We start from the raw sequence: 22,986 nt of genomic DNA on the forward strand, positions 1-22,986 counted from the left end.
CTTCCTGTAAAAGGCTTAATCGCTCTTCTGGTGTGAATGTTCTTTTTCCTCTTGGCATATTTCCCTAATTTAACTGTTATAAATCTGTTTTCAGATTCTTGTCCAGTCTTATAGGGGGTTAGTACAAACTATACTTCAACCATTAAGGTTGACAAAGACCCTTTAACTACAATCAATGCTATAAATAATTTCAGAGGATGGTGGAGCGAAGAAATAGAAGGAAACACCGACAAATTGGGTGAAACATTCTTTTATCATTATAAAGACGTTCATTTATGCAAACTGAAACTAATTGAAGAAATCCCAAACAAAAAATTAGTCTATTTAATAACAGACAACGAATTTAATTTTACAAAAGACAAAACAGAATGGATTAACACCAAACTGATTTTTGATTTATCTGCAGAAGGAAATAAAACAAAAGTCATTTTTACCCACGAAGGTTTGACACCTAAATATGAATGTTACAATGTCTGCAACGATGCTTGGACAAGTTACATACAGGGCAGTTTGAAAAACTATATTGAAACAGGTAAAGGAAAACCAAACGGAAAAGAAGGAGGACTGAATGCGGAATTGGTTAAAAAATGGGGATTACCTGATAAATAAAAACAACTGCCGCTAACAAAAGCTATTTGCAATGGCTGAGTGACGTGTAGTTAAAAAGTTTTATCTTCGCTATTACGTTTGGCCATGGTGGACAAATACGTTTTCAAAAGCCAGCCAATGCAAATAGCCAAGCGTTGTAGGCAAGGCACCGAAAATTAGAGATGGATTTAGTAGAATATTTTGCAGCAATTGATGAAAATGAGATAAACCGACTTGTGAAAGACAAGCAGGAAGAGAATATTCATATTGAATTTAAGACTGTTGTTCATCCTACAATTCCCAAGGAGGATAAAGAAGCTGACAAACGAAACTACTCTAAATGTTTATCTGGTTTTGCTAACTCAAGTGGCGGACTAGTTATTTGGGGAATTCATGCGGAGAAGGATAGCGACAAAATAGATTGTGCTAAAAAAACATCTCCGATAAGGGAACTTTCATTATTTCTTAATAAGCTAAACACACTCGAGGGACAAGCAACAACACCGAAAATTAAAGGCGTTAAACACAAAAAAATTGATATTGGTAATGATACTGGCTTCGTAGTAACATTTATACCTGAAAGTGAAACAGGTCCTCATATGGCTAATTTCGCAGACAAATATTACTACAAGCGTAACGGGGACAGCTTTTTCAGGGCAGAACATTATGACATAGTTGATATGTTCTCTAGAAAAAGTAAGCCTAAGCTTGATCTTAAGATTGGCAAAATAGATTCCCACACATGGTCTGGTGACAAATTACTTAGATATGAAATTCTATTTTCAATTATTAACAATGGAAACGGAATTGCAAAACATCCATACGTGGCACTCAAACTTAGTAAAGGATATACTCAATCCACTTTTGGAGTTAATGGTAATGGACAAACAGGACTAAAGCGAATTAGTAATAATCAATCATTTGACATCAACTATAGTGGTGGTCAAGATATTGTCATCTTTCCCAATTCATCCATTGACGTTGACAAAATATCAGGGATTTTTCAAGATCAAAAGGGGCCAACTGATTTGATAGTCGATTACATTATATATGCCGAAGGCATGGAGACAAAAAAGGGTAGAAAGAAAATAAGTAGAGAAAAACTAATGAACAGTTAAGCCCTGCCTACAACAACGGCTATGTATCATTGCTTTTGTTTATAAAATTTAACTATTAATACCTTTACTTCAAATCACGGTTTGAATCTAAAGGTTGTGCGCAAGGCGGCAGGACAGATTTAGCTTCGAATAAAGACGTTATTGACAGAGATAAATATTAACTCTAATACTATGACAAAGAAACTTTTAACCTTAACAATCGGACTTCTGATACTTTCAGTTTTATCAATAAAAGCTCAAGACAACGTGACAATAAATCCAGACTCAGTTTATACAAAAGTTGACGTTCTCCCAGAATTTCCAGGAGGAATGAAAGCACTCGGAAAATACGTTGACGGGAAAAATCATTATTACCCTGAACAGGCAAGAAAAAATAAAATTGAGGGTAAGGTAATTATTCAATTCATTATCAACGCTGACGGGACGTCAAGTGATTTTAAAGTAATTAAAGGGATAGGTTATGGTTGTGATGAAGCGGCTGTTGAAGCATTCAAAAAGATGCCTAAATGGAAACCAGCAACAATCAACGGACTACCTGTCAAATTTTTAACACAAATGGCTTATCTATACGGATTATAAATGACCAGACAGAATTGCGTAGATATTAATTCTATGAACTACTCATTAATTAAGAACTATCTGATAATGCCTGCAGTATTAATCATTCTATTATCGGGCTGCTCGCATAAAAACATTTCTACGCAACTGCCAACGTTTGAGCATTCTTCTACTGCAAAGCTTTTAATTAATAAGCATTGGTTAGAAGGTGATGTATTGTTAACTGAGCATCCTGATACAACTGTTCGTAATATTACTTTACAATTCCCAGCACCTGAGCGCGATGACATACTTATATTGAGGGACGATGGAACGTATCTCTATGACGAAGGAGCAACGAGAGATAAACCAAACGATAAAAGGATTTTTTCACATGGTACTTGGCAAGTAGTTGAACAGAATAAGCAATTACTGTTGACTGCTAATGGTTCAATTAATACATATGATATACTGGAAATTACTGACAGCACTTTGGTGCTTAAATTGAACATCACACAGCGTTCACGTTCATATGCATATACGCTATATTTTAACATGATAGAAGGAGACGAGGGTTCTAATTAGGAAAACGGTATTGCATTGGACGGATTCGTCTGACTATATAGCAACTGTAGACTTCATTTGAAAAATAATCGGGTCTTAGTCACAACGCGATTATGATTATCATTCATTAACGTAACGGTCAGACTAAAATCCGTACCGCACGCAACAATAGCTACGTCCCATGCCGGGTAATTTGCCAATTATAAACAAACTACTAAATTCGCTTAGTAACCTTGGAAATAAAAGTGTTTGGAAAGTTGGAAAGGTATTTAATCGAGCGTTTGTCTGAACACCATTTATGACCAGTGAGGAAAAAATAAGAATTGGCGTCAATAAAATTAAAGCAATCTCCTTTCTGATAATCATGCTTGGGATGGTGATACTACCCCCATATTTTGTCTATTTTACTGATAATCATTCTGACAATTTAGTCTTAAAGGTTGTATGTCTACCAGTAGTCATCTTTCTGGGGTATTACATGTATAAGCTATTTATCAAAAGAATTTTTTTAGGTTCCATCATTACATTAAGTCAGGATGAATTGGTTGTTAAAGATGAGGACAAAGTTTACCATTACCGGTGGTTAGAAATCAAGACAGTTAAAGTTGAAGGAGTCGTTGCGGAAAATAGTAACGCCCGTTCAACGGAACAGACAATCTTGACAATTTGGTCGACAACGAAGAAAGCCCCAGATGTATTTAATATTTCTGACCTCGCAAAAAGTGGGGACGAAATCAGGTCACTAATTGATGGATTAAGGTAAGGCACTCCTGTCAATGAAAGTTACTGATGCAAAACCACAGTAAACTGTAAGATAACTCAAAGAACATCGTACAATGCCTAACATTTAGGCTTATAGAACAAGACAGGGAATTTTACTTTGCTGTAGACACCAGCAACTCCCGAATATCCACTTTCAAATACTTAGCGATCTCGTAGAGAGTTTCAATAGAAGGTTGGATATCGTTGGTGCACCAACGCGAAACGGTTGACTCTGTTTTGTCAAGATAGTTGGCCAATTCCTTACTCGTTTTATTCCGTTCCAGCAGGACAATCTTGATTCTGTTTAACTGTAGTTTCGACACAGTGTAAATTTATTGCCTTTCTACAACAAATCACACCCTACTCTTAAGTTCCTCAAAATCAGTATTTAACGATATTAAATTATAATTTTATAGCATTATTATTCTGTAATACAATAATTAATTATAATTTCATGTCAATATTTAAAACATATAATGATCTATGCCGATCCGAATAAAGCATCCAATAGTCAGAATACCAGACAATATTCAGCTATCTATCTACCTTATCAAGGAGGAACTCAAATCCCGTAAGCTCTTCCACGCCCTACATGAAGTTGGTATTGATGATTGCTACTTCCAACCACATTTGGATGTTTTGATTATGGAGAGCATGGGTCTATGTGATAGCACGGATGAAACCTTTACAAGGTATGATGAGATCATGGATAGACGCAGCAAGAAGATTGAAGCAGATAATGACTCCATCATGAAGCAAGCACTGAAGGTTTATCATGAGCTACTGAATAAAAAGAAAAAGCTAACTAAACCTGGAAAGAAGAACCCATGAAAATACAGCCAACCTATGAAACTGGCTGTTAATTCCGTTCTACAAAATACTTCCCAACGAATGGACCTAAGGTGGTGTCTAATAATTATGAAACGATTATTACCGTATTTTTTGATACTGCTAATCTCCTGTGAAGACAATGATTTGGGATTAGAGTCAAACCCAATCGACTCAAAAATAATCATTGAAGCCAGAGAAGTGCTTGAGCCCAACTCAAGGCGCCTGAATCTCTTCTGCAGAACAGAAAAAATTTATCCTTGTGTAAACTATCCTATAATTGCGGATGAGGAGATAGATGCAAACTCGTTTAAAATTACATTCACTGAAGTAGGTGAGACAGTCTTATGTTTAACAGCCTTTGGACCAGCAACTGTAGTGATAGATTTAAATTCAGTAGCAAATGGAGAATATGAAATTGAGTTGAACAATGCAAAGCTCCGCAATAAGGGCACATTAAAGGTTACCGACACTGACATATCTTTTCAATTCGGGAAAAGAAATGGAATTGATTTCATCAGAACAACTACTATGAGAGTTCCTAATAATACTTATTGGGGAACCATTGGATATCATGTAGCGTCCTCATCTACTTTGGTAGACGAGTTCATTCAGAAGTTCGTAGACGCTGGAGCAAATTTTGGTGAGCAATTACCTGGACACTACTTCTATTACGAGATTGATAACGCAGGAGACATAGTTACCAATGCTGAGAATTCAGGTTACTATTTTATGAGGAATTTTATTTTTCAGTATGATGGTGATGAAACAGAACTTGAGCAAATAGTTGAAGTGGAAGGAAAGAATTTTAAAGAAGCGCTTTCCATCCGACTGTCAACCTACGAAGGAGAAACGTTTTACAACTGGGGTGATTGATACTCCGGGATCAATTCAAGTTGTTAATAATTTCCCGAATCTTGTTTTCTGTGATAGGTTTAACGTAATAGTTGGAGATATCCGACAATTTCCTTGCACGTTCTATATCCTTATCGTTTATAGAAGAGCTTACCATGTATACAGTGATTGGTTTTTTAAGTCGTGGCTTAAGTTTCACAGCATATTCTTCCATAAACTCCCAACCGTCCATTACGGGCATATTAATGTCCAGCATAATGGCTTCAGGCAGATCATCTACAATATCAATTTGAGTTAAAAGGAAACTCATTGCTTCCTCACCGTTAACAAAATATTTAACCTTACAGTCTATTTTAACAAGCTGAATAGTTTTGGAGACGGTTAAATGAAAAATTTCATCATCGTCAATAATGGCTAGCGATTTAATCATTGCTTGGGGTTTTTATTGCATTTAAACGTAGAGTAAAAGTTGTTCCTATTCCTGATTCACTTTGGGCATCAATTGTACCTCCAAGTGACTCTATTTGATTTTTGGTGATAAATAGACCGACACCACGGGCATCTTCATTTTTATGGAAAGTCTTATGAAGTTTAAATAGTTTATCACCATAACGCTTCAGATTGATGCCTAAACCATTGTCTTCAACAATAAGTACATCAATACCCTGTTCCTTGTGACTTGATATTTTTAGGAAAGCTTTTTTCTCCGGATCTCTGTACTTAATGGCATTGGTGATTAGATTAAGTAAAATACTTTCGAGATATGTTTTTTGATAGCGTATTACCGGTAGTGAAGAGAAATCAGTTACGATCTCAATTCCGGATTTTTGGATATCTTCAGTAAGTGTCTGGCATATTTCATTAGTCAATTTGTCTAACTCAATTTCTTCATATGTTGTGTTCTCAGTACGGGTGTTGAGCACAACCATCGACAGGTCCGTCAGTGTTTGCATCATTTTATCAGAAACTATTTTCATCTTACTCACTAAATCATCTCGCTCTTTCTGATCATTGATGCTATTATACAAGGAAATCAGTGCCACCATATTGCCAAGTGGAGAACGTAGATTATGAGAAGTAATCTCTGCAAAGTTTTCCAACTGAGAGTTCTTCATTTGAAGGTAAGAAGTTGTTTCTTTTAATTCACCCGTGCGTATCCGAATAAGTTTTTCAAGTTGGGCGGGCGTTTTTAATGCTATAATATCAGGCATGTTACGTATTAATGCGAATACAGTAGCACAAGAAACTACGGCAGTCATGAATCTGACAAGTGCACTAAAACGATATACAGGCACATAAAAAATAAGTGCATCGATTAAATGAGTAGATCCGCAGAATAAAATGAAAAATATAAATAACCAAATAATTGATTTAAAAGGAACCTCCCCACGCTTCTGTATAAAGTATACCAATATAAATGGTATGGCAAAGTATGCAGCCCAGATAGCAACATCAGATATTATATAGAGCCATCCATGAAAGTCTGACCATGTGCCGCAATTCCATCGGGCGGGCCAGTCGGAGGTATCAAACAAATTGAGAAAGAATTCCGATATCTGTTTCATGTTATTCTATTTCAGTGCAGATTAAATATACTAAATATATTCTGGTAAGGTGTTGCACGAGTTATCTATCTCGACAGGAAGTATCCATAGTATCTAAATTGTATTCTATTATTTGCAATTCCATTAGAACTTCACTTAGAACTTCACTATGGATATCTTTAGAAATCAGTTTATCTAAGTAAGTTTTTTATCAATCATCATCGTGATTTTTAGTGAGCTTTTGCAAGAACAACAGTTTTATCATCGATCTTTTCCCTTATTGCTATAATTCATAACTGTGATTTATGTAACAACTTACAATAGTTCTGCAACGAAGCGTAATTGAAAAGAACTGACCTTTGTTATCTAATACCTGGTTATAAACATAACAGGTTCACTTTAATTAAATTTATGAAAATAATTATTTCAACACTATTTGCTGTTCTGCTTATCTCTGGCGCTGCTATTGCCCAACATACCAACATTGGTATTAAAGGTGGTGTAAACGCCTACACACTTAAAAGCGATAATAATAACGGCTTTGATACAAAAGTGAGTTTTCACTTAGGCCTTATTGGTCATATTCATATTTCCGATCAATTTGCATTACAACCTGAGCTTGTTTACTCTGTGCAGGGTGCACAATCCACAATAGCTGGTCAAGAGGTTAAGTTAAACCTTAACTACATTAATGTTCCCTTATTGTTTCAATACATGTTTGATAACGGTTTCAGATTGCAAGCCGGTCCTCAACTTGGTTTTTTAGCGAGTGCTAAATCTGAAGTAAACGATGATGATACTGATGTGAAAGATGATTTCGAAGGTGTTGATCTTGGATTAGGATTGGGCGTAAGTTACATTAATCCAGTTTCTGATTTTGGAGTAGATGTTCGTTATAATCTTGGTTTAAGCAATGTCAATAAGAATGGAACTACAGATTATTTTAACCGAGGTGTACAGGTCGGTGTATTCTATTTATTCAACCATAATTAATAGTTGATTATAAAAAAGAGACTCTATAAAAGTCTCTTTTTTATTTTAAAATATTTATTAACGAATATATTACTCAAGCGAGCCCTTATTTTTTACCTCAATTAATATATGAAAACACCTTCTTCCCCCAAAAAAATAACATGGATCATTGGTATGATCGCTGGTTTCTTAGGCATAATTGGTCACTATGTAGATGTTCAAATCTTAAGCGAACACAATTATATTTTACTACTTGTAGGATTCTTAGTGCTAGCCGCTGGAACTACTTTCCGGGACCTCTAGTCATTTTTTACACTTGCAGCGTAGTATACTTGTGCAAAGTATTCACTGCACTGCAAAGTGTTTCTTTACTTCACCTTCGCCTTTCGTACAATCTTAGCAAACAATCCTGGCGTATAGCGATGCAGGTAGGCAGCTAATGTTTCTTTCCAGCCACCAACATAAATCTCCCGTTTTCTTCCTTTAATCGCTTGCACAATTTTATGTGCGACAAAGGCTGGAGTTAATCCTGCTGCATGGGTATCATCTTTCTTGTTCTGTGCAGATCCATCACCTTTTAAAGCAGTCAGGCTTAAATTAGTATTAGTCCAACCCGGACAAATCATGGTTACGTAAATAGCAGGGTTCTCTTTCCACAACTCTGCACGAAGTGAATTGAAAAAACCTTGTAATGCATGTTTAGCAGCTGCATATGCTGTGCGATAAGGTGTGCCAATAATTCCGGTAATACTACTAACCGTTACAAAGTGGCCTTCCTTGCGTTGAATAAAATGTGGAATGAGTGCTTTAGTTAATGAAATGGTACCGAAATAATCGATCTCCATTATTTTTCTATCAACTTCAAGTGTAGTTTCTTTTGCCAAAGCGCGTTGAGAAATGCCACCATTATTAATGAGTATATCAACATGACCGAAAATCTGTATAGCGGCTTCTGCTGATAGCTGTAACGTTGAAGCTTGCGATAAATCTAAGGGTAAGATATGGATGTTGGCTTGTGCACTTGCAGTACAGTTCGCTTTTACCCGCTCTAGTTCTTCCTTTCTGCGAGAAGATAAAATAAGTTTAGTATTGAGTGTGGCTAACTCGTATGTCAGGGCTTCTCCGATACCAGACGATGCTCCGGTAATCCAGATAACCTTACCTTGAAGTGATGTCATGCTAGGCTTGAGTTGTACGTGAAAGTTTTTGATCTTCTGAAAAAATCCAGATGGCGTAAACACCAATTGCGGTACCGATAGGGAAAGAGAATAATTTTAAGCAACCGACAATCAGTGAAAGGATCAATGCCCACTTTTGTTTTGCCAGCAAACCGATTCCAGCCAATAGGGAGGGGCCGGCAAAGAAGATCATGATTAGGCCTGGTACATAGGCTACAATAGCCGTTACAAAATCAATAACCTTTTGTTCCTCAGGGTTTGCATTATCGAAAGCAAAGGAAAAAACTAACGAGAGTATAGCATTGATAAGCAGTGCACCGATTATAGTTAGTGTTCCGGATACAACATAAAGTATACCCAATACCTTTTTGTGATTGTCTAATTTTTGCGCGTCCATAGTTTTTTTTCTACAAGATAAGAAATTACGAAAGCCTTTTATAGAGTACAAAATCAAAAGCAAAGGCGTGTTTGGCATCGGCAGCATGGGCTACACGTGACTGTTCCTTAAATTTTGAGTGATCTACTGACGGAAAATATGTGTCACCTTCAATATTGGCATCAATTTCCGTTAAGTATAGTAAATCGGCATGCGGCAAGGCTTGTTTGTAAATTTCAGCACCACCAATCACAAACACCTCGGTTTCATGTTGTTGTTTTGCAAAAGCCAAGGCATCTTCCAGTGAATGCACTACATGACATCCTTCCGCTTTAAAGTCTTTTTGACGAGTTACTACAATGTTTGTTCTGTTAGCGAGTGGCCGATATTTGGGTGGGAGTGAGTCGTAGTTTTTTCTTCCCATTATCACGCAATGACCTTTTGTGCTTTGCATGAAAAATTTCATGTCGTCCGGTAAATGCCAGGGCAAATCATTATCCTTTCCGATAATACGGTTTTTAGCAAGAGCAGCGATTAGGGATATTGTCATATTTTCAAGCTACAAGCTACACGCTTCAGGCAAGGCTGTATTGAGCTTGAAGCCTGAAGCTTGTGGCTATATTTTGTTTCCTCTAAAAAAGTCTTTAATACTCATTCTCTTTTTGCCTTCGGGTTGCAGCTCCTCAATGCTCACCAGTCCATCAATTGTACGGAAGTATAAAAAGTTTTTATGGTCAGTTTCTATGGTACCTACGTTTTTATGCTGCATAAAACCACCATGCTTCACACTAAAAATTTTGTACACCTTGTCGTTAATTCTTGTCCAGGCTGTCGGATAAGGACTTAAGCCACGAACAAAATTATACACTTGCTCACTGGTCTGGTTCCAGTTAATCTCGCACGTTTCTTTAAAAATTTTAGGTGCATGCTTAATCTCCACATTTTCATTTTGTGGTGTAGAAGGATAATCTCCTTTCTCAATAGCCTTTACAGTTTTAAGCACCAGTTCAGCGCCTCTATACATGAGTCGGTCGTGCAATTTACCGGCATCATCATCTGGCTTAATGGTTTCAACATCCTGAAAAATAATACTACCGGTATCAATTTCATGTTTAAGGAAGAAGGTAGTAACACCAGTCTCCTTCTCGCCATTAATAATGGCCCAATTGATAGGCGCTGCTCCACGGTATTGCGGTAACAATGAGCCGTGCAAATTAAGCGTACCAAAAGCAGGCATGTTCCAGACTACTTCTGGCAGCATGCGAAAGGCCACCACTATTTGCAAGTTAGCGTTATAGGATTTTAAAGTTTCGAGAAATTCCGGAGCCTTTAAATTAGTGGGTTGTAAAATGGGTATGTTGTGTTTTGCAGCACAGTCTTTAACAGGGGAGCGACTGATCTTCAAGCCACGACCTTGAGGCTTGTCGGGCGCAGTTATAACGGCAACAACATTTAATTTGTGCTCGATCAAAATTTCTAAGCTGGGCACAGCAAAATCTGGAGTGCCCATGAATATAATTCTGAGTTCATTCATGAGCGCAAATAAAGAATATTGCTACCTAATCTCTTAATTCCTTGCGCATATATTTCTTGCAAATAGGGCAGTCTGTCCAAACATGACCACGAGCGGGACAAAATGCCCTGCCAAAATAGATTATCTGTAAGTGAACTTTGTTCCAACTGTCCTCTGGGATGAGGCGTTTTAAATCATGTTCAGTCTGTTCCACATTTTTGCCTGTTGTTAAGGCCCAACGGTAGGCGAGGCGGTGAATGTGTGTATCTACGGGGAATGCAGGAATTCCAAACCATTGCGTCATAACCACAGAAGCTGTTTTATGACCAACAGCAGGCAAGGCTTCTAAGGCTTCGAAACTTGCTGGTACTTCACCGTTATATTGGTCAATTAGTATTTTTGAAAGACCATAAATCCCTTTCGACTTCATAGGCGACAAACCGCAAGGTTTGATGATCTCCCTGATTTCTTCCACGCTCATCTTCACCATATCATAAGGATTATCGGCCTGTTTGAAAAGCAGGGGCGTAATCTTATTAACGCGTTCATCGGTGCACTGCGCAGAAAGTAAAACAGCAATCAGTAATGTATAGGCATCTTTATGATGAAGCGGAACCTCTACTGTAGGATAATGCTTATCAAGAATGGCCAGTATATCCGCTACTTTTTCTGCTTTTGTCATAGTTAGTGAAAGAACAACCTGGAGGGGCTGAGGTTACTGGTAGAGCAAATATTTCGCACGAATATCCATGAAGTTTTTCAAGTCAGCTTCCCATGTTTTTCTGATGGCCTCTTCAGTCATACCGTTTTTAATTTGCTCGCGTAGCGCACTGGTGCCGACAAGTTTTTCAAAGTAAGGGATGAAGAACTTTTCCTGATCAGGATACAGCCGGTAGAGTTGAATGAGGTAGGATAAGTCGAGTTGTTTTTTTACTGCAACTTTTTGTAAATCCAAACCATAGCACATTTTGTTTTCGAACGGAGGATTTTTAGACATGCCCTCTATGCTGATCGGTGTAAAAGAGAAAGACATATTTTTTAAATTGGGATGTCCTAATACTTCAAAAGGCATCTGGGTACCTCTACCAACACTGATTACAGTGCCTTCAAATAAACAAGTAGAAGGGTATAATCTTATAGCATGGTCGTTGGGTAAGTTTGGTGAGGGCTTATTCGGCAACGAATAAGCATCGCTATGCTTCCAATGCTTTAGCTTAATTACTTCGAGCGCACATTTACGTTTTATCCAACCTTGGCCGTTAATCATGCTGGCATATTCACCGATAGTCATACCGTGAACAACAGGAATTGGATGCATGCCAACAAAAGACTGATGTTCTGCCTGCAGGAGCGGGCCATCTACATAATCACCATTAGGATTTGGGCGGTCGAGTACAATTACCTGCTTGCCATTTTCAGCACAAGCCTCCATTACATAATGTAAGGTGCTGATGTAAGTAAAAAAACGAACACCTACATCCTGAATATCAAAAACCACTATGTCCACATCACTTAATTGTTCATTGGTTGGTTTTTTATTGTTGCCGTAGAGCGATACAATTGGTAAACCTGTTTTGCTATCGGCTCCGTCTTTTACGGTTTCACCGGCATCCGCCTTGCCCCTGAAGCCATGTTCGGGTGCCATTATCTTTTTTATGTTGATACCGCTTTTCAAAAGTGTATCAACCAAATGGGTGCTCCCAACCATAGCGGTATGGTTAACCACCATGGCAATAGGCTTATTCTGTAGTAAGGGTATGAGCAGGTCAAGCTGTTCTGCGCCCACTTTTACACTTTCGGCTTTTTGTTCAACTTCGTTACTTTCTGCTGAAGTATGAGAGGCTTTATTACTACAAGCTACAATCAAAAAGAGCACACTTAAAAATCGTATCATTCAAATAATGTATTTTGCAAGCAATCAAAATTAACAATAGTCTTTGAACCTCGCATATTTCATAGCAAAACGCATAAGCCAACAACAAAAAGCAGGCTTTTCGGCAACCATTCACAAGATTGCCATTGTTAGCATTTGTCTGGGTTTGGCGGCCGCTATTGTTTCCTTTCTGATTATGCACGGTTTTCAGGAGGCAGTGAAGAAGAAAATGTACAGTTTCAGCGGCCACCTTGTTGTTAATGCGCTGTCCTATAATAATTCCCTGGAAGAAACGCCCTTTAGTTTCAACATTCCTTTATATAACGACCCAACTCAGTTTGAAGGTGTGCAACAAGTGCAGGAGTATGCCCATAAAACAGGCTTGTTAAAAACAGAAGAAGAGATTTTAGGTGTTGTGGTGAAGGGGGTGAGTAAGCGTTTTGACACACTGGCTTTTGATGAGACGATGGTGGAAGGTCGTTTCATACATTTTCCGGATTCGTCAATAGCGAATGAAGTGGTGATCAGTCGTGTAATTGCCAACAAAATGAAATTAAAAACGGGCGATGATCTCATAGTACATTTCTTTCAGAATCCGCCACGCTTTCGCAAGCTGCGCATCACAGGTATTTATGAAACCAATTTATCAGAATACTTTGATGGTAAGATGATCATCAGCGATCTGCGTATGGTGCAGCGCTTAAACGATTGGGGCGATAGTTTAGCTGGAGGACTTGAGGTGTATTTAAGGGATGTTTCGCAGACCGATGTAATCGGGCAGAACATTCACGATGCTATTGACTACGATCTTCAGGTGACGAGTACAGCATTTAAGTACCAACAGGTGTTTCAGTGGCTTGACTTAATTAACCGACAGGTTAATATTTTATTAGTAATCATATTAACAGTAATCTGTATTAACATGATTTCTATTGTATTGATTTTAGTAATGGAGCGGACGCAAATGATTGGTATGCTTAAGGCAATGGGCGCAACGAATAAACTCATTAGAAATATTTTTGTAAGTAATGGGGTTAATCTTGTATTACGCGGGCTTTTTTGGGGCAATGTGCTTGCGCTTGGTCTTTGTTATATTCAGTATCAGTTCAAGATAATTCCTTTAAACGCCCACGACTATTACATTGCTTATGTGCCTATTGCATGGCATTGGGATGTGATCTTGTTGCTTAACTTGTTGATGTTTATTGTAGTTTCGGTTGTACTCTTACTGCCAACTGCGGTAATTGCACGTATTAATCCTATTAAGGCGATAAAGTTTGATTAATACTAATGCAAAACGCTTTCCAATCAACTCGTCAAAGACATGGACTAGCGGATTGTACATTGTCAATTGTCCATTAACAATTAATTTGTGGGAATATATTTCTTTCCAATCAGCGTCTTCGCAGAGACGCTGATTTACCTAACTCCTCGTCCCCTACGGGAGACGAGGAGTGGGCATGAATTTGTAGTATAATTCAAGTAGCTCAGATACTTGATTAATCAAGATTTTTATGCGTGGTCAATTGACCATTGACAATTAATTTGTGGGAATATATTTCTTGAACCAACTGCTAATAGTCATTTGCAGTACACCAAAGAAAGCCTCTTTAAAAATACCAGCCGACATCTTTGATTCTCCTCTTACACGCTCAGTAAATACAATGGGTACTTCTTGTAATTTGAAACCGTATTTCCAGGTAATGAATTTCATTTCAATCTGAAAAGCATAACCCACAAACTTAATTTTATCTAAAGGAATTGTTTCTAATACCTTGGTTTTATAACAAACGAAGCCTGCAGTAGTATCCGCTATAGGCATACCCGTAATCAGGCGAACATACATACTGGCAAAATACGATAGCAGCACCCTGCCCATTGGCCAGTTCACTACATTTACCCCTGTTGCATAACGCGAACCGATAGATAAATCTGCACCAGTGGCACATGCGTTGTAAAGCTGAACTAAATCTTTGGGGTCGTGCGAGAAGTCTGCATCCATCTCCAACACATATTCATAGCCTTTTTCGATGGCATAATGAAAACCGGTAATATAGGCAGTGCCTAAACCTTGCTTGCCTGGTCTTTTTAAAAGTTGGAGTCTCGGGCTTTCGCTATTATACTTTGCTTGTAAGTCTTCAACAATTTGTGCTGTGCCATCTGGCGAATTGTCGTCAACAATTAAAACGTCAAAAGCTTTAGGTTGTGCAAAGACAGCCTCAATAATGGCCTGAACGTTATCACGCTCTTTATAAGTGGGTATTATGACAAGAGAATCGTTCACGTATAGTTATCAGCTTAAACAAAACTACTAAAAGTATGGAGGTGGACAACGCTTTTACTGAGGCACAGCCGGCATCTCGGATAAAAGGTTAAAATTCAATGTTAAATGAATAGTTAAACACCTATTTAAGGGGACATAGTTTCAAAAAAATTGGAAATTGAACAGTTTTTAACTCTCCATGCTTCCAGAACTGTGATAATTCTATCCCAAAATCTATTAGCGGATCAAAACCATTTTCATTTATAAATTTTTGAGTGGCTGACCATGAGCGCAGGTAGCCTATGTAATGCTCCATTGTCCAGCTGAGTTGTAAAGTAAAGTGTTGCTGATCAATGGCCGCAAAGGGAAAATGGAAAGATGCATATTCGTTTTCGATATGCCTTCGCGCCTGATCCCAGTATCTACCTACAGTTCCCTCATAATAACTATAAAAGAGCTTGTCAATTTCTTTGTCAACACTAATGATAGCGTAACCCCAAACAGCGAGATATGCATCGGGCTTACCAACACGCTTGACCTCCTTAAAAAAGGCGGCCTGATCAAACCAGTGCAAAGCCTGACCTACAGTAATCAGATCAAAAGACTGGTCAGGAAAATTTGTTTGCTCGGCCGGACAAAGGGTGTAATGAATATTATTTGCCTTAACTGCATTGTCCAGCTGCTGTTGGCTAATATCCGTTGCTTCAACATTTATAAAATGTTTGGCAAGTTCATGAGCGACCTGACCATTACCTGTAGCACAGTCCCAGGCTTTGTCGAAGTGCTTTACCCGTTTAAATAGATAAGCATAAAGGTCTGCAGGGTATTGTGGTCTGAAGTTGGCGTAGGTGCTAGCCTGTTGGGAAAAGTAGTCTTTTGCCATGTGTTTACTTAAAAATGACCAAAATTCTTGTATTTAATAGATAACTCAGCGTATGTCCTATACGATTTTCCTTTACCATTGTTAACAATTTATTAATATTGGGCAGTTTTCTAAGCCTCCTATGAAAAGAGTTCTGAAGAGTTTTTTTCTCATCATTAACTATAAGACCATTCTGATCACCATACTCTCTGTGGTATCAACTTATTTCTGTATTCAATATAATATCACAGCGAAGTTTCCCGATATGCTGGTAGGCGTAGCCATTGTGTTTCCGGTAGTTTTTTCAATTGGCTCTGCTTATACCAGGCGTGAAACTGCCCTGCAACGTCTATCCGACTTTAAAGGCCATGCTGTTGCGATTTACTTTGCTATGAGAGATTGGCCAACCAATAAAAATAATACACTGGCTGAGCAAGGGCGTGCCCTTATTTTAGATATGGTGATTATCATGAAAGACATGTTTAAGACCAGCCATGATCAGGATTGGACAAACAATGAAAAAGGCATTTATCAGAAATTTTCTGAATTGTCAAAGCTAACCATACAAATGCGTGACTATGGTACACAGAGTGGTGAGATTTCGCGTATTAATCAATATGTAAGTAAGATGATTATCGCTTTTGATAACATGAAAATTATTCACAACTATCGTACACCGATTACCCTGCGTGCTTATAGTAAAGTGTTCATTTATATTTTTCCGATTATTTACGGACCTTACTTTGCCAGTGCGCATATGGACTACTCTATGCATTTGGAATATGCCATGCCCGTATTATACAGTTTTATTTTAGTGAGTTTAGATAACATACAAGATCACCTCGAGAATCCTTTTGATGAAGTAGGCGAAGATGATATTAAGATTGATGCACACGATACCCTGAGACAACTTTCTTAAGCGTTTAATAATAATAATATGATGATGTTAGTTGCTGGTCTGTGAAGACACAGACCAGGGAGCGAGATGCACACGATACCCTGAGACAACTTTCTTAAGCGTTTAATAATAAGATGATGATTTAATTACTGGTCTGTGAAGACACAGACCAGGGAGCAAGATGCACACGATACCCTGAGGCAACTTTCTTAAGGGTTTAATAATAAGATGATGATTTAATTACTGGTCTGTGAAGACACAGACCATGGAGCGGAGTATACAAAACATCACTCGTCACTTCATGCTAACTTCTGTATTCTACATTCTATCTCCTGCCTCCTGTACTCTAAATTTTTATCCCCAACTCTTTCAATTGCTCTTCCGAAATTGTAGAAGGTGTGTCGATCATCACATCTCGGCCGGCATTATTTTTAGGGAACGCAATAAAGTCGCGGATAGAATCGGAACCGCCAAAAAGTGAACATAATCGATCGAATCCAAAGGCAATACCACCATGGGGTGGTGCACCAAATTCGAAAGCCTCCATTAAGAAACCAAATTGTTTTTTCGCTTCGGCTTCGCTAAAGCCAAGATGTGTGAACATCATTTGTTGTGTAGGTTTGTCGTGGATGCGAATAGAACCACCACCAATCTCAGTTCCATTCAACACCATGTCATAAGCATTAGCCCTCACCTTACCCGGATCGCTTTCCAGTAAGTGTATGTCTTCAGTCTTAGGAGAAGTGAAAGGGTGGTGCATAGCATGGTAACGTTTATTTTCTTCGTCCCATTCTAATAGTGGGAAGTCAAGTACCCATAATGCAGAAAACTTACTCTTATCACGTAAGCCTAATTGCTCACCAACATGCAAGCGTAACTCGCTTAATTGTTTTCTGGTGGCATTGCTTTCTCCTGCTAATATTAATAATAAATCTCCCGGCTTGGCATTAAAGGTTTCCGCCCATTTCTTTAAGTCATCGCTGCTAAAGAATTTATCCGCAGAAGATTTGAATGTGCCATCCGTTTTACATTGCACATAGACTAAGCCCCTTGCGCCAATTTGTGGACGCTTTACAAATTCAGTTAATTCATCAAGTTGTTTACGTGTGAAGTCGCTGCAGCCGCTGGCATTTACACCCACAACAAGCTCTGCATTGTCGAACACCACAAAGTTTTTACCTGAAGTAAGATCTATGCCTTCGCCTTTCAGCTCCACAAACCGCATATCAAAACGCGTATCAGGTTTGTCGTTACCATAAAACTTCATGGCATCAGCATATTGCATGCGTTGTACTGTTGGCAAGTCAATACCTTTTACACTTTTGAATAAATGTCTGATCAGCCCTTCGAAAGTGTTGAGAATATCTTCTTGTTCAATGAAAGCCATTTCACAGTCGATCTGCGTAAACTCCGGCTGACGATCAGCACGCAAATCTTCATCGCGGAAGCATTTTACAATTTGATAGTAGCGGTCGAAACCTGAAACCATCAGTAACTGCTTAAACGTTTGTGGCGATTGTGGTAATGCATAGAACTCACCATTGTGCATGCGTGAAGGCACTACAAAATCGCGGGCACCTTCGGGCGTTGACTTAATAAGCACAGGAGTTTCTACCTCTATAAATTGTTGCGCATCTAAATAAGCACGTGTTTGCTGTGCCATTTTATGACGTAACTGTAATTTTTCACGCACAGGATTTCTTCTCAAATCCAGGTAGCGGTATTTCATGCGCAGATCATCACCACCATCGGTTTCATCTTCAATAGTGAAAGGAGGTAGTTTGGCCGTGTTTAGTACAGTAAGCTTAGTTGCTTTTATCTCAATTTCCCCGGTAGGGATTTTATCATTTTTAGAAAGACGCTCAGCTACAACACCTTCAATTTGAATAACAAATTCACGGCCGGTGGCACGCGCCTGCTCAAATAAGCTCGCTTCTGTCTTACCTTCTTCAAAAATCAACTGCGTAAGGCCGTAACGGTCGCGTAAATCGATCCATAATACGCTGCCCTTATCGCGACTACGCTGTACCCAGCCAGCCAGCTTTACTGTCTTTCCAACATCCGAAATTCTTAATTCACCGCAGGTATGAGATCGTAGCATATAGAAATGTTAATTTTGTGCACCGGCCGAAGTGTTAGCGCAGGCCGGGCGCGAATTTAATTGAATCTTTTCTAGCTATGCGATACTTACTCATTATTTTCCTCTTTACGGCTACGGCTTTTGTAAATGGCCCCAAACTGGTTAAAACCAAGATCAGCGATGGCATCACAGTAGCCATTCCTGAGACGTTTACCCCTATGCTGCCGGACGACATTGTACAAAGACTTCCTTCGGTTAGGGCACCTTTGGCTGCCTATACTAATCCGGATAGAGATATTGATTTTAGTGTTAATATTTCAGCTACTCAATGGCCAGACGCCAACCTTGAACTGGCTGGTAAATTTTTCAGGTCGGGACTACAAAACTTATATGATCAAGTCGATTTTATCAATGAAGGTGTTGTTGAAATTCACGGAAAGCAATACTTATTTTTTGAGATAGAGTCGCGCACGAATGGCCTGAGAGCCAATGAGTCACAACGGGCACCTGTTATTAAGTACACATATATACAATACCTGGTAGAGAAAAACCGTACGTTGGTTTTCTCCTTCAACTGTCCATCTCGTGTAAAAGAGGATTGGCAGGAAACGGCTATTCAGGTGATGAAATCGGTAAGGGTAAAATAATTTATGGCCATAGTGGAGGTTTTTACAGACGAATACTTTATGCGAGAGGCTCTTAAGGAGGCGCAAAAGGCGCTTGCTATAGGAGAGGTGCCCGTAGGAGCCGTTGTGGTGGCTAATAATAGAATAATTGCACGAGCCCATAATCAAACAGAGAAGTTGACAGATGCCACAGCCCATGCAGAAATGCTGGCGGTAACTGCTGCTGCGAATTTTCTTGGCTCAAAATACTTAACAGAATGCACCTTATATGTTACCTTAGAGCCTTGTGTGATGTGTGCAGGTGCGCTTCATTGGGTGCAGTTAAGTAAATTGGTGTTTGGTGCCAGCGATGTGCAAAGGGGGTATGGATTGATTAAGTCACCGATACTTCATTCAAAAACTGAAATAGTACGCGGTGTGAAGGAGGAGGAGAGTCGAACATTGATCAACACATTTTTTAAAAGTATCAGAGATTAAATTAAAGTATAATGGACGTAAAAGGAAGAGTGATCCAGATTTTGGCTGAACAAACCGGAGCTGGAAAAAAAGGAACCTGGCGCAAGCAGGAATTTATTGTTGAAACACAAAGTCAATACCCTAAGAAAATTTGTCTTTCAATATGGGGTGATAAAATACAACAGTTTGCCTTGTCAGTTGGTGATCAGGTTAGTGTATCGGTAGACTTAGAAAGCCGTGAATATAATGGCCGTTGGTATACTGAAGCACGCGCATGGAAACTTGAGAAACAAGGCGACAACGGAGGCGGTGCTGGCTTTAGTGCACCACCTGCTTATGATACTTTTGATTCATCTTCATCGACACAGTCATCTGATGATTTACCATTTTAACAAATAATGTACTTCATCGTGAACAAATTTTGAAGTATTGTAGTTGTTAAAGAGTATTCAATTTCAATCTTTATCAGGTTAAGTGAATATGATGCAGATCATCAATTTAAATAGTTAAACCTTAATATATCAATTATGGCTTTTACATTACCAGCGCTTCCTTATGCTACTACAGCTTTGGAGCCACACATCGATGCAAAAACAATGGAGATACACCATGGCAAGCATCACAATGCATATGTTACAAATCTTAATGCGGCTGTTGCAGGCAAACCAGAAGAAAATCTGAGCATTGAAGAGATATGCAAAAACATTTCTAAATATCCGGTTGCCGTTCGTAACAATGGTGGTGGCCATTACAACCACAGTTTATTCTGGACTGTGATGGGGCCAAATGCAGGGGGCGCACCAACAGGTGCATTGGCTGATGCTATTAACGCTGCTTTTGGAAACTTTGATGAGTTTAAAACCAAATTTGCTGCTGCAGGTGCAACACGTTTTGGTTCGGGTTGGGCCTGGTTGATTGTAGGTGCTGATGGCAAATTAGCTATTACCTCAACACCCAATCAGGATAATCCATTAATGGATGTAGCTGAAGTAAAGGGCACACCAATTTTAGGTTTAGATGTTTGGGAGCATGCATACTATTTGAATTATCAGAACCGCAGACCTGATTATATTACCGCTTTCTGGAATGTGGTGAATTGGGCAGAGGTGGCAAAACGTTTTGCTGCTGCTAAATAATTATTGATTTTATTTTTAATGAAAGGCCTGACAAACGATCAGGTCTTTTTTATTTCACATCGGGCAAGTGAATTGTAAAAGATGAGCCTTGCCCCCAGGTTGATGACAGGGTAATTTTGCCACTTAATCTTCCAATCGCTTCCTTCGCAATGTATAAACCAAGTCCTGAACCAGAAGAATTTGCTGTTCCTCTATAAAACATATTAAAGAGTTTATCCTGATACTCTTCTCTTATGCCCTCACCATTATCGCTCACCTCAATCACCTGCTCATCATTAGATACATAAGCGTGTATTGTAATCGAAGGCTTATGGTCTTTGTATTTCTTTTGATATTTTATTGCATTAGACAAAATGTTATTAAGCGCAATACGGAGTAATAATCTATCACTAATAATAAAAACTGTTTCAAGATTGATGCTAAATTCAATTTTATCAAAGCCTTCGAGAAACTCAAACTTTTTATTAATGTCGTAAATCAAACCACTTAACTCAATCTTTTCGTAGTGAATAGTATTGCGGTTGGTACGTGAATAGTCCAGCACTTCTTCAATAAACTCTTCCAGACGGTTAACACTTTTGTCGATTTTATCAATGTAGATATGCGACTGTTGTGGTTCTATTCTGCTGATATTAACAAGGCCTTTAATAGACTTTAGTGGTGCACTTAAATCATGAGAAACGCTATACACAAAACGGTCGAGCTCTTCATTTTTTTGTTCAAGTTCAGCATTCATTATTTCGGCTTTACCTTTCTGTTCTTTTAAGTTTCTCTCGGTTTCGCTCAGATCAGAAACCACTCTACCTACTAATGCCGAAACAAACATCATCGTACTCATTCCTAAATGAACACTAAAGTATTGCGTAGAGCCTTGTGTAATTAATAGTGAAGATGCAAAATCAAATAGCGGTAATAAGTAGCTGAGCATGAAAATGATTACATTCAGAATTATGGCTGTTTCAAAACCCCATCGCAATGCAAAGAATGTTGCACCAATGCCGTATATAAACCAGTATTTATTGAAAGGAAAAAGTAAGGACAAGGCAATAAAGACTGCGCACACTAAGCTTAACTCTAAATATGCCTGCTTCGAAACTTTTGGCTTATTGAATTTGATAGTCCATTGCCCTGAGGTTTTTGCTGGTTGAATGAAGTAAAGCAGGCAAATTGCAATGGGGAAAATGGTGATGAAATCTGACAGCCAGAAAAGCGAAACCTTATCCATGTCGCCCCTTACATATCCGTAATGGTATACATAGATTGAGTTAATACATATGGGTATAACAATGCCCAATAAGACAAAGCGTAAAAAATTATTAGTGTTTGAGAAAGGCTGGAAATTTTTGTTGCCACTCAATTGGGTGTAGAGCAACCAGGATGTAAGTGCAACAGCCGCCTCGTGGGTTGTCAGCATTACCATCTTTAAAGGAAATTTGGTTACACCCCAAATAAGCATAGTTGTAATACCGTTTATGAATATTACAGGTAATATTTTGAGGCCAAACCAATGGATGAATAATATACCAAGCACCAATGGTAAGTAGAGAAGTAGTGAACTGGTAACATTACTTAACTGATGGGAGAGGTAAGATAATGTGACTAAGACAGTTTGAAGTGCAATAAGTCGAAAAAAGTATTGGGCAGACTTTTTCAAAAAATATCGTTTTAACGAATATACTTAAAAATTGAGGTTAACACGATTCATTGAAGCAAAATCTATTTTCATAAAGACGTGATTACTTTAGGCGTTAAATTGTGGAAGCATTTACCTAAAGTCTGAAGACAATGTAAAGTTGCTTACTATTAAAACTTATGATCGAGTATTTTACCCAAGCAAGTTTAACTGCGAAAGTGCAGTAAGTTTTAATAAGTGCAAAACATTTCTAAATTTTTTAAAATCAAAAATACAAGACTTACAAGGATGGTTGTGTTGGACTGTATGGGTACCTTAATTTTA

27 protein-coding genes are annotated in these 22,986 nt (G+C 38.4%); 14 read left to right on the forward strand and 13 right to left on the reverse strand.

Annotation, left to right across the window (positions count from 1 at the left end; translation table 11 throughout):
- Positions 1-180 precede the first annotated feature (180 nt).
- From SanaruYs_RS10800 to SanaruYs_RS10820, 5 genes are all read left to right on the forward strand, one after another.
- The gene (locus SanaruYs_RS10800; protein WP_262708683.1) at positions 181-609 is read left to right on the forward strand and encodes an SRPBCC family protein; all 429 of its coding nucleotides are present in this window, start codon (positions 181-183) and stop codon (positions 607-609) included.
- A 161-nt stretch (positions 610-770) separates the two neighbouring features.
- A complete protein-coding gene (locus SanaruYs_RS10805; RefSeq protein ID WP_127122583.1) occupies positions 771-1,706 on the forward strand; it encodes an AlbA family DNA-binding domain-containing protein in 936 nt (311 codons plus the stop codon).
- A 171-nt stretch (positions 1,707-1,877) separates the two neighbouring features.
- A complete protein-coding gene (locus tag SanaruYs_RS10810; protein WP_127122584.1) occupies positions 1,878-2,285 on the forward strand; it encodes an energy transducer TonB in 408 nt (135 codons plus the stop codon).
- A gap of 33 nt (positions 2,286-2,318) precedes the next feature.
- Positions 2,319-2,828: a lipocalin family protein gene (locus SanaruYs_RS10815; RefSeq protein ID WP_127122585.1), complete on the forward strand. Its 510-nt coding sequence runs from the start codon at positions 2,319-2,321 to the stop codon at positions 2,826-2,828.
- Positions 2,829-3,105: 277 nt separating this feature from the next.
- The gene (locus SanaruYs_RS10820) at positions 3,106-3,570 is read left to right on the forward strand and encodes a hypothetical protein (protein ID WP_127122586.1); all 465 of its coding nucleotides are present in this window, start codon (positions 3,106-3,108) and stop codon (positions 3,568-3,570) included.
- Positions 3,571-3,682: 112 nt separating this feature from the next.
- On the opposite strand, the gene SanaruYs_RS10825 is transcribed toward SanaruYs_RS10820, so the two are convergent.
- Positions 3,683-3,892 carry a helix-turn-helix transcriptional regulator gene (locus SanaruYs_RS10825; RefSeq protein ID WP_127122587.1) on the reverse strand — a complete coding sequence of 70 codons (210 nt, stop codon included), beginning with the start codon at positions 3,890-3,892 and terminating at the stop codon, positions 3,683-3,685.
- Between the two features lie 160 nt (positions 3,893-4,052).
- On the opposite strand from SanaruYs_RS10825, the gene SanaruYs_RS10830 reads away from it, so the two are divergent.
- A complete protein-coding gene (locus tag SanaruYs_RS10830) occupies positions 4,053-4,400 on the forward strand; it encodes a hypothetical protein (protein ID WP_127122588.1) in 348 nt (115 codons plus the stop codon).
- A gap of 87 nt (positions 4,401-4,487) precedes the next feature.
- The gene (locus SanaruYs_RS10835) at positions 4,488-5,273 is read left to right on the forward strand and encodes a hypothetical protein (protein WP_127122589.1); all 786 of its coding nucleotides are present in this window, start codon (positions 4,488-4,490) and stop codon (positions 5,271-5,273) included.
- 10 nt (positions 5,274-5,283) lie between these two features.
- On the opposite strand, the gene SanaruYs_RS10840 is transcribed toward SanaruYs_RS10835, so the two are convergent.
- The gene (locus SanaruYs_RS10840; protein WP_127122590.1) at positions 5,284-5,682 is read right to left on the reverse strand and encodes a response regulator; all 399 of its coding nucleotides are present in this window, start codon (positions 5,680-5,682) and stop codon (positions 5,284-5,286) included.
- The gene (locus tag SanaruYs_RS10845) at positions 5,675-6,817 is read right to left on the reverse strand and encodes a sensor histidine kinase (protein WP_127122591.1); all 1,143 of its coding nucleotides are present in this window, start codon (positions 6,815-6,817) and stop codon (positions 5,675-5,677) included. Before SanaruYs_RS10845 ends, SanaruYs_RS10840 begins: the two co-directional genes overlap by 8 nt.
- A 390-nt stretch (positions 6,818-7,207) precedes the next feature.
- Between SanaruYs_RS10845 and SanaruYs_RS10850 the strand changes: the two genes are divergently transcribed.
- Positions 7,208-7,789: a porin family protein gene (locus tag SanaruYs_RS10850; protein WP_127122592.1), complete on the forward strand. Its 582-nt coding sequence runs from the start codon at positions 7,208-7,210 to the stop codon at positions 7,787-7,789.
- 347 nt (positions 7,790-8,136) lie between these two features.
- On the opposite strand, the gene SanaruYs_RS10855 is transcribed toward SanaruYs_RS10850, so the two are convergent.
- The 6 genes from SanaruYs_RS10855 to SanaruYs_RS10880 form a co-directional block, all read right to left on the reverse strand.
- Entirely contained in the window at positions 8,137-8,946 is an 810-nt protein-coding gene (locus tag SanaruYs_RS10855) for an SDR family oxidoreductase (protein ID WP_127122593.1), read from the reverse strand.
- 1 nt (position 8,947) lies between these two features.
- The gene (locus tag SanaruYs_RS10860) at positions 8,948-9,343 is read right to left on the reverse strand and encodes a hypothetical protein (protein ID WP_127122594.1); all 396 of its coding nucleotides are present in this window, start codon (positions 9,341-9,343) and stop codon (positions 8,948-8,950) included.
- Positions 9,344-9,368: 25 nt separating this feature from the next.
- Positions 9,369-9,872, reverse strand: a complete 504-nt coding sequence (locus tag SanaruYs_RS10865) for a dihydrofolate reductase (protein ID WP_127122595.1) — start codon at positions 9,870-9,872, stop codon at positions 9,369-9,371.
- Between the two features lie 66 nt (positions 9,873-9,938).
- On the reverse strand, positions 9,939-10,856 hold the full coding sequence (fmt, locus tag SanaruYs_RS10870) for a methionyl-tRNA formyltransferase (RefSeq protein ID WP_246011893.1): 918 nt from the start codon (positions 10,854-10,856) through the stop codon (positions 9,939-9,941).
- Positions 10,857-10,881: 25 nt separating this feature from the next.
- On the reverse strand, positions 10,882-11,517 hold the full coding sequence (nth, locus tag SanaruYs_RS10875) for an endonuclease III (RefSeq protein WP_127122596.1): 636 nt from the start codon (positions 11,515-11,517) through the stop codon (positions 10,882-10,884).
- Positions 11,518-11,550: 33 nt separating this feature from the next.
- On the reverse strand, positions 11,551-12,729 hold the full coding sequence (locus SanaruYs_RS10880) for an exo-beta-N-acetylmuramidase NamZ family protein (protein WP_127122597.1): 1,179 nt from the start codon (positions 12,727-12,729) through the stop codon (positions 11,551-11,553).
- A gap of 43 nt (positions 12,730-12,772) precedes the next feature.
- On the opposite strand from SanaruYs_RS10880, the gene SanaruYs_RS10885 reads away from it, so the two are divergent.
- Positions 12,773-13,993 (forward strand): ABC transporter permease, encoded by a 1,221-nt coding sequence (locus SanaruYs_RS10885; RefSeq protein WP_246011894.1) that lies wholly within the window; start codon positions 12,773-12,775, stop codon positions 13,991-13,993.
- A gap of 255 nt (positions 13,994-14,248) precedes the next feature.
- On the opposite strand, the gene SanaruYs_RS10890 is transcribed toward SanaruYs_RS10885, so the two are convergent.
- Positions 14,249-14,992 (reverse strand): polyprenol monophosphomannose synthase, encoded by a 744-nt coding sequence (locus SanaruYs_RS10890; RefSeq protein ID WP_127122598.1) that lies wholly within the window; start codon positions 14,990-14,992, stop codon positions 14,249-14,251.
- Between the two features lie 121 nt (positions 14,993-15,113).
- Positions 15,114-15,854, reverse strand: a complete 741-nt coding sequence (locus tag SanaruYs_RS10895; RefSeq protein WP_127122599.1) for a class I SAM-dependent methyltransferase — start codon at positions 15,852-15,854, stop codon at positions 15,114-15,116.
- Positions 15,855-15,975: 121 nt separating this feature from the next.
- On the opposite strand from SanaruYs_RS10895, the gene SanaruYs_RS10900 reads away from it, so the two are divergent.
- Entirely contained in the window at positions 15,976-16,752 is a 777-nt protein-coding gene (locus SanaruYs_RS10900; RefSeq protein ID WP_127122600.1) for a hypothetical protein, read from the forward strand.
- A gap of 325 nt (positions 16,753-17,077) precedes the next feature.
- Here SanaruYs_RS10900 and aspS read toward each other — a convergent pair whose 3' ends face one another.
- Positions 17,078-18,832, reverse strand: coding sequence for an aspartate--tRNA ligase (gene aspS, locus SanaruYs_RS10905; protein WP_127122601.1), 1,755 nt, complete (start codon positions 18,830-18,832; stop codon positions 17,078-17,080).
- Between the two features lie 77 nt (positions 18,833-18,909).
- Between aspS and SanaruYs_RS10910 the strand changes: the two genes are divergently transcribed.
- From SanaruYs_RS10910 to SanaruYs_RS10925, 4 genes are all read left to right on the forward strand, one after another.
- On the forward strand, positions 18,910-19,458 hold the full coding sequence (locus SanaruYs_RS10910) for a hypothetical protein (protein ID WP_127122602.1): 549 nt from the start codon (positions 18,910-18,912) through the stop codon (positions 19,456-19,458).
- 3 nt (positions 19,459-19,461) lie between these two features.
- Complete coding sequence (locus SanaruYs_RS10915; protein ID WP_218022429.1) at positions 19,462-19,914, forward strand: nucleoside deaminase; 453 nt, start codon at positions 19,462-19,464, stop codon at positions 19,912-19,914.
- 11 nt (positions 19,915-19,925) lie between these two features.
- Positions 19,926-20,285 carry a DUF3127 domain-containing protein gene (locus SanaruYs_RS10920; RefSeq protein ID WP_127122603.1) on the forward strand — a complete coding sequence of 120 codons (360 nt, stop codon included), beginning with the start codon at positions 19,926-19,928 and terminating at the stop codon, positions 20,283-20,285.
- Positions 20,286-20,420: 135 nt separating this feature from the next.
- On the forward strand, positions 20,421-21,029 hold the full coding sequence (locus SanaruYs_RS10925) for a superoxide dismutase (RefSeq protein WP_127122604.1): 609 nt from the start codon (positions 20,421-20,423) through the stop codon (positions 21,027-21,029).
- A 49-nt stretch (positions 21,030-21,078) separates the two neighbouring features.
- On the opposite strand, the gene SanaruYs_RS10930 is transcribed toward SanaruYs_RS10925, so the two are convergent.
- Complete coding sequence (locus tag SanaruYs_RS10930) at positions 21,079-22,683, reverse strand: ATP-binding protein (protein WP_127122605.1); 1,605 nt, start codon at positions 22,681-22,683, stop codon at positions 21,079-21,081.
- Positions 22,684-22,986 lie beyond the last annotated feature (303 nt).

This window comes from Chryseotalea sanaruensis, assembly GCF_003990915.1.
Classification (GTDB): Bacteria; Bacteroidota; Bacteroidia; order Cytophagales; family Cyclobacteriaceae; genus Chryseotalea; species Chryseotalea sanaruensis.